Source organism: Methylibium sp. (assembly GCF_013817365.1).
Classification (GTDB): Bacteria; Pseudomonadota; Gammaproteobacteria; order Burkholderiales; family Burkholderiaceae_C; genus Methylibium.
Window position 1 is genome coordinate 1 of sequence record NZ_JACDCU010000222.1, and the last position, 6510, is coordinate 6510.

General features: G+C 65.5%; 6 protein-coding genes. 5 read left to right on the plus strand and 1 reads right to left on the minus strand.

The genetic code is table 11. The annotated features are described in order from the left end of the window. Nucleotides 1–88 precede the first annotated feature (88 nt). The 5 genes from H0W38_RS13655 to H0W38_RS13675 are packed head-to-tail and all read left to right on the plus strand — an operon-like array spanning nucleotide 89 to nucleotide 5136. On the plus strand, nucleotides 89–616 hold the full coding sequence (locus tag H0W38_RS13655) for a (2Fe-2S)-binding protein (protein WP_292454945.1): 528 nt from the start codon (nucleotides 89–91) through the stop codon (nucleotides 614–616). 1 nt (nucleotide 617) lies between these two features. Further along, on the plus strand, nucleotides 618–2195 hold the full coding sequence (locus tag H0W38_RS13660; protein WP_292454946.1) for an AMP-binding protein: 1578 nt from the start codon (nucleotides 618–620) through the stop codon (nucleotides 2193–2195). 45 nt (nucleotides 2196–2240) lie between these two features. Further along, nucleotides 2241–3701 (plus strand): UbiD family decarboxylase, encoded by a 1461-nt coding sequence (locus H0W38_RS13665; RefSeq protein WP_292454948.1) that lies wholly within the window; start codon nucleotides 2241–2243, stop codon nucleotides 3699–3701. Continuing rightward, nucleotides 3698–4291 (plus strand): UbiX family flavin prenyltransferase, encoded by a 594-nt coding sequence (locus tag H0W38_RS13670; protein ID WP_292454951.1) that lies wholly within the window; start codon nucleotides 3698–3700, stop codon nucleotides 4289–4291. The genes H0W38_RS13665 and H0W38_RS13670 overlap by 4 nt, the downstream gene beginning before the upstream one ends. Nucleotides 4292–4329: 38 nt before the next feature. Beyond that, nucleotides 4330–5136, plus strand: coding sequence for an enoyl-CoA hydratase/isomerase family protein (locus H0W38_RS13675; RefSeq protein ID WP_292454952.1), 807 nt, complete (start codon nucleotides 4330–4332; stop codon nucleotides 5134–5136). A 370-nt stretch (nucleotides 5137–5506) separates the two neighbouring features. Here H0W38_RS13675 and H0W38_RS13680 read toward each other — a convergent pair whose 3' ends face one another. Then, nucleotides 5507–6346 carry a hypothetical protein gene (locus tag H0W38_RS13680; protein WP_292454954.1) on the minus strand — a complete coding sequence of 280 codons (840 nt, stop codon included), beginning with the start codon at nucleotides 6344–6346 and terminating at the stop codon, nucleotides 5507–5509. Between the last annotated feature and the right edge of the window lie 164 nt (nucleotides 6347–6510).

Below are 6510 nucleotides of genomic sequence, written 5' to 3' on the forward strand. Positions count from 1 at the left end.
ACGACGCACACGCCAGCGCCGCCTTCCGCCGCCACTTGGTGCGCCGCCTCGGCGCGCAGATGCTGGCCCGTGTAACGGAGAACCCTGCATGAAACAGATCGGCCGCGACAGCCTGCACACGGTGCGGCTGCACCTCAACGGCACCGCGCGCACCGCGCCTTGCACGCCGCGCATGCTGCTGTCGGACTTCCTGCGCGACAGCTTGGGCGCCACCGGCACGCACGTCGGCTGCGAGCACGGCGTGTGCGGCGCATGCACGGTGCAGATCGACGGCGTGGCGGGGCGCTCGTGCATGACGCTCGCCGTGCAGGCCGAAGGGCGCCACATCGCGACCGTGGAAGGCCTGTGCGATGCTGATGGCCCGTTGTCGGACCTGCAGGAAGCCTTTAAACGGCACCACGCGCTGCAGTGCGGCTTCTGCACCGCCGGCATCCTGATGTCGTGCGACGACTACCTGCGCCGCCGCTCCGACCCCAACGAGGCCGAGGTGCGCGGCATGCTCTCGGGTCACCTATGCCGCTGCACCGGCTATACGCCGATCGTGCAGGCGGTGCTGGAGACCGCGGCCCTGCGCCGTGCAACGGCCACCGCCATCGCTTCCTCCACGGAAGATTGACATGCTCGATCTCGGAACCACATTTCTTCAAAGCGTGGAGCGCAGCCCGCACGCGCTCGCGCTGGTGGACGACAGCGTCCGCCTTACCTACGCGCAGTGGAACGACCAGGTGGCGCGCGCGGCGACGGGCCTGACGCGGCTGGGCCTCGCGCGCGGTGACCGGCTGTTGTCCGTGCTGCAGAACCGCCACGAGGCCGCCACGCTGCATTGGGCCTGCCAGTTCATAGGTGTGGTGATGGTGCCGCTCAACTGGCGCGCCAAGCCCGAGGAGATCGACTACTGCATCGGCGATGCGGAGGTGAAGGCGCTGGTGTTCGAAGCCGTGAGCGAGAGCGCGGTGCAATACAGCAGTGGCGCTCGCACGCTGCCGCGCATCGCCGTCGGCCAACTCGATGGAGAGGACGCCACGCTCAGCTGGGCCACCCTGCTGAACGCCGAGCCCACCGCGCTGGAATCTGCCGCCGAGGCCGACGACGTGTCGCTGATGCTTTACACCTCGGGCACCACTGGCAGGCCCAAGGGCGTGCCCCGCCGGCACCGTCATGAGCGCGCCGCCGCGCTCGCGCATGTCGCGCAGAACCTGTATCGCCGCGGCGAGCGCACGCTGGGCGTGATGCCCCTTTACCACACGATGGGCGTGCGGTCGCTGCTGGCGATGGCGCTGGTCGACGGCACCTTCGTCTGCATGCCGCGTTTCGACACCCAGGGCGCGCTGGCGCTGATCGCGCGCGAGAACATCACCTGCCTGTATCTGGTGCCGACGCTCTACCACGACATGCTGGTGCAGCGCCAGTTCAGCGGCGCCGGCGAAGGACCCGGCGCGGACCTCGCGTCGGTCACCAAGCTGGGTTTTGCCGGGGCGCCGATGCACGACGCGCTGTTGAAGCGCCTGCAGCGCGCCTTCGAGCCCGAGCTCTTCGTCAACCACTACGGTTCGTCCGAGGTCTATACCGTCTCGATCGACCAGGACGCGGTGAGGAAGGCCGGCAGCGCAGGCCGCGCCGGGCTCAACACCCGGCTACGCATCGTGCGGCTGGACGCGCAGGGCGCCGATGAGCGCATGGCGCCCAACGAGGAGGGCCAGATCATCGCGGATCTGCGTGGCGACGAGGCCTTCGAAGGTTACTGGAAGCGCCCCGACGCCAACGCCAAGGCGTTGCGCAACGGCTGGTACTACACCGGCGATATCGGCTACTTCGACGACGAAGGCGACCTCTACGTCACCGGCCGCGTTGACGACATGATCATCAGCGGCGGCGAGAACATCTCGCCGGTCGACATCGAGTCGGTCATCTCGCTGTGCCCCGGCGTCGGCGAGGTGGCGGTGGCCGGCCTCGCCGACGAGCGCTGGGGTCAGCGGGTGGTGGCCTTCGTCACGCGCAGCGGCGCCAAGGCAGGGCTCGACGAGCAGACGCTCGACGCTCACTGCCGCAGTTCCGCCCTGCCCGACTTCAAGCGCCCGCGCGAATACGTGTTCGTCGCGGAGATCCCGAAATCGCCGGTCGGAAAGATCCTGCGCCGCAAGCTCGTCGCGGGCGAGTACGAACCTCTCGGCAGCCCCGACACGCCGGCGTCCTGAGCGACGCTGCCTCATCGCCACATTTTTCCACGCAGAAACACCGCCATGGCAACCCCCACCGCTTCGACATCCCAGGGCGCCCCCTTCACCGACCTGCGCCGCTGGCTCGCTCACCTGAGCGACAGCGGTCGCGTCGCCGTCATCCGCGAAGGCACGCCGCTCGAGCACACGCTCGCCGCCATCGCTAAGCGGCTCGACGGCAAGCAGGCAGCGTATTTCCCCAAACCGGGCGGCCACTCAGTGCCGGTGGTGTCGGGCTTCATGTCGCGCCGCGCCTGGATCGCCGAGGCGATGGGCGTACCGGAGTCTGAACTGCTGCAGCGCTTCAGGAATGCCGCCGAGCATCCACTGCCCTGGCAGGAGGTGACGAAAGGCAAGGCGGCCTGCCAGCAGGTGGTGCATCGCGATCGCGACGTGCGGGAGGTGCTGCCGGTGCCCACGCACAGCGAGCACGACAACGGCCCGTACATCACGGCCGGCCTGGTCATCGCGCGCAACCCGACAACGGGCGTGCAGAACGTATCGATCAACCGCATCCAGGTGCACTCGAAGGAGCGCATGGCGATCCTGATGCTGCCGCGCCACCTGTGGGCCTTCTACAAGACAGCCGAAGCGTGCAACGAGGCGCTGGCGGTGGCAGTGGTGATTGGCATCGACCCGCTGACGCTGCTGTCCTCGCAGGCCATCGCACCGATCGACTGCGACGAGCTGGAGATTGCCGGTGCGCTGCACGGCGCGCCGCTGAAGGTCGCCAAGTGCATTACCAATGAAGTGCGCGTGCCTGCCGACAGCGAGATTGTGATCGAGGGGCGCATCCTTCCCGGCGTGCGCGAGTCCGAAGGGCCTTTCGGCGAGTTCCCAAAGTACTACAGCGCGCGGGAGCTCCGCGAGGTGATCCAGGTGGACGCCATTACGCACCGTCAGGACCCGATCTATCACACCATCGTGCCGGCCGAGATGGAGCACCTGCTGCTCGGTTCGATCCCGCGCGAGGCCACGCTGCTGGCGCATCTGCAGCGTAGCTTCCCCAACGTGCTTGACGTGCACCTCGCCATCGGCGGCGTCGGCCGCTACCACCTCTACGTCAAGATAAAGAAGACGCATGAGGGCCAGCCCAAGAACGTGATCTGCGCGGCCTTCGGCGCTCACTACGACATCAAGCAGGTGATCGTGGTCGACGACGATGTGGAGGCGCACGATCCGCTGCAGGTCGAATGGGCTGTCGCGACGCGCTTCCAGGCTGACCGCGACCTGATAGTGATCCACGGCGCACAGGGCTCGGTGCTCGACCCCTCGACCACCATCGGCCAGGACTTCGTCGACGGCACGCCGCCGCTACACCTGCAGGGCCTCAGTGCCAAGATGGGGTTGGATGCGACCAAGCCGGTGGTTTATCACGAGCACGTATTCACCAAGGTGCGCGTGCCGGGCGAAGGCGAGATCGACCTGAATGCGGAGATCGACGTCGCCACGCGCATCGACTTCCTGGCGGGAGCAGCGTCATGACCAAGAAGCGGCTCATCGTCGCGATCACCGGCGCGAGCGGCACTATTTACGGCGTGCGCCTGCTGCAACTGCTGCGCCGCATGCCTGATTGGGAAACCCACCTGGTCATGTCCGCCTCCGGCGCGCTCACCGCGTCGCAGGAAGTCGATATGAAGCGCACTGACATCGAGGCCCTAGCGAACGTGGTGCACAACGTGAAGGACATCGGCGCTGCCGTCTCCAGCGGATCCTTTCGCACGGCCGGTATGGTGATCGCGCCCTGCTCGATGAAGACGTTGGCGGTAGTGGCGAACGGCTTGGCCGACAACCTGATCAGCCGCGCGGCCGACGTGGTGTTGAAAGAGCGCCGCCGGCTGGTACTAATGGCGCGGGAGACGCCATTGAACCTGGCTCACCTGCGCAACATGACCGCCATCACCGAGATGGGCGGCATCGTCTTCCCACCGGTGCCCGCGTTCTACGCGCGACCGAACTCGCTCGAGGCCATGGTCGACCACACGGTGGGGCGTGTGCTCGACCTGTTTGACATCGAGCACCACGATCTCGTCTGTCGCTGGGAAGGTCTGCAGCGCCCGACCTTCACTGCCTGAGGAGCCCTTTCATTGACCTTTGTACCCAAGGAAAAACTATGACGCAGCTCGCCCACCCCGCCCAGTCCCTGCTCGAGAAGCTCGATGGTTTCCGCGTCGAAATCGACCCGACCCGTGAACGCGCCGACATCGTGCTGCAGCGCCCACCATTCAACATCATCTCGATGCCGCAGCGCGACCAGCTGCGCCTGGTGTTCGAGTCGCTCGACCACAACCCCGCCGTCCGCGTGATCGTATTGCGCGCCGAGGGTGAGCACTTTTCCAGCGGTGGCGACATCCAGGGCTTTCTCGAGGCCACACCCGAGCACGTGTCGAAGCTGGCGTGGAACATCGCGGCGCCCGCGCGCTGCAGCAAGCCTGTGATCGCGGCCAACCGCGGCTACTGCTTTGGCGTGGGGTTCGAGATCTCGCTGGCCTGCGATTTCCGCATCGTGACTGAGACCACGCGCTATGCCTTGCCCGAGCAGAAGCTCGGCCAGATCCCCGGCTCCGGCGGCGCGGCGCGGCTGCAGAAAATGGTCGGCATCTCGCGCGCAAAGGACATCGTGATGCGCTCGCGCCGCATTCCTGGCAAGCAGGCCTACGAGTGGGGCTTGGTCACCGAGTGCGTGCCTGCCGCCGAGCTGGAAGCCGCGACCGACCGCTTGGTCGACGAGCTTCGCACCTTCTCCCCGCTCGCACAGCGCACCGCGAAGAAGCTGCTGAACGATACCGAAGATGCTACGTTGACCGTGGCAATCGAGCTCGAAGGCCACAGCTATGGCCGCTTGCGCAGCTCCGACGATTTCCGCGAGGGCGTCGAGGCCTTCCACGGCAAGCGCAATCCGTCGTTCAAGGGGAGCTGAAGCTGTCGGGGCCGGTGTAAATCTGAGCCACCGTTGGAGTGAACACTCGAGGCTGGACCGGGGGGAATCAGAACTAATTAGCCGCGTGCTGGGCGAGTTGAGCTTCGAACTCGATGGGTGACTGACTGGTTGCCGAGCGGCACTTATCAGGCGTCGGCCACCTGAGCGGCCTTGGCCCGGGTGACCTTGGCCCATATGTCCGAGGCGCTGGCCGTCCGGATGAACGGCTTGGGGCGATGTTGTGGTCAGCGCCTAATACGGGACGTTGGTTCATTCGGCTGATATCTTGGAAGTCTGGGTGTTTGGCGACTTCCAGTCGCCCGGGCTCAGTCAGGGTAAACCGCAGATACAACGTATTGAAGCTTCACAACTAGACCGTCGCCGCGGTTGCAAGCTGGTCAAAGTGCCGCAACACGTCATCCAGTATCGTGAACAGCTCATCGAGCGTTTCCAGCGCGCTGCGGATGTCGTCTGCCCTCAAGTTGCAGTTCTCGAGCAGCTCGAACACGCAAGAGTGCGCTGCGCATGTGGCTTGCCACGTGTCGCTTTGCATGAGCAAAGCCCGCACTGACTGGACTGTCGTCTCGACGAGGCGCCCAACCGCGTGGGCGTCGCGCTGATGCTTGCCCTGATTCAGATAATCCCTACTGGGTGAGCCGAAATCCGACTTCAAGAGCGTGTCGAGCAGCTCACCTCGAACGGCAACGGCTTCGCGCAGGACTTCGAATCGGTCAACCTTTGCATAGTGCTCACGGGCACTGTGCAGCCTCACCAGGCCGGCGACGGGGCCGTAGAGGGCACCTTCGGCCCTCGACAGCGAGGTCTGGATGCGGACCAGGTCGCCGCTGTGGTCGTAGCCGACGGCTTCGAGCTGAGAGGCCGCCTCCCGCAGCCTGCGGGCAGCCAAACCCTGCGAGCCGAGATTCATCAAGGCAAAGCCCTGGCACGCTAGGTTCAGCCCAAGCTCAACCGCGTGCTCCCCACCGAGGTGCCGCTCCCAGTATTCGGCATCCCGCAGAAGCTTGAGCGTATCTCGACATTGCTGAGTACCCAGCCCGATGGCGTACCAGGCTCCGGCAAGCATGGTGGCAGGGTGGCCGGAGCCATGCCGTGACAGTTCGGACTTCCACAAGCTCTTCCCTTTGCGCTTGGGCATGTCGGAGAAGTACGGGCCGTCGAAACTCGGATTCTTGTGCGTGGTGGTGTGCATGGAGGACTCCAGGGTTGAGGGGAATAAGGTGATGCGGATCTGCTCCTGTATGTCTATGAGCCTGTCAGATATTTCGTGTGTGAGGCATAGCATGATCACAAGGAGCATCTATGCCAAGCAGGACGAAGAAGGTTGCTACGAGCATGGCGGCGCTGCCGTCGATA

What these genes read in the sequence shown, in the direction of transcription:
- H0W38_RS13660 (WP_292454946.1), top strand. Translation starts at nt 618, where the DNA reads ATGCTCGATCTCGGAACCACATTTCTTCAAAGCGTGGAGCGCAGCCCG.
- H0W38_RS13680 (WP_292454954.1), bottom strand. Translation starts at nt 6,346, where the DNA reads ATGCACACCACCACGCACAAGAATCCGAGTTTCGACGGCCCGTACTTC.
- H0W38_RS13655 (WP_292454945.1), top strand. Translation starts at nt 89, where the DNA reads ATGAAACAGATCGGCCGCGACAGCCTGCACACGGTGCGGCTGCACCTC.
- H0W38_RS13675 (WP_292454952.1), top strand. Translation starts at nt 4,330, where the DNA reads ATGACGCAGCTCGCCCACCCCGCCCAGTCCCTGCTCGAGAAGCTCGAT.
- H0W38_RS13670 (WP_292454951.1), top strand. Translation starts at nt 3,698, where the DNA reads ATGACCAAGAAGCGGCTCATCGTCGCGATCACCGGCGCGAGCGGCACT.
- H0W38_RS13665 (WP_292454948.1), top strand. Translation starts at nt 2,241, where the DNA reads ATGGCAACCCCCACCGCTTCGACATCCCAGGGCGCCCCCTTCACCGAC.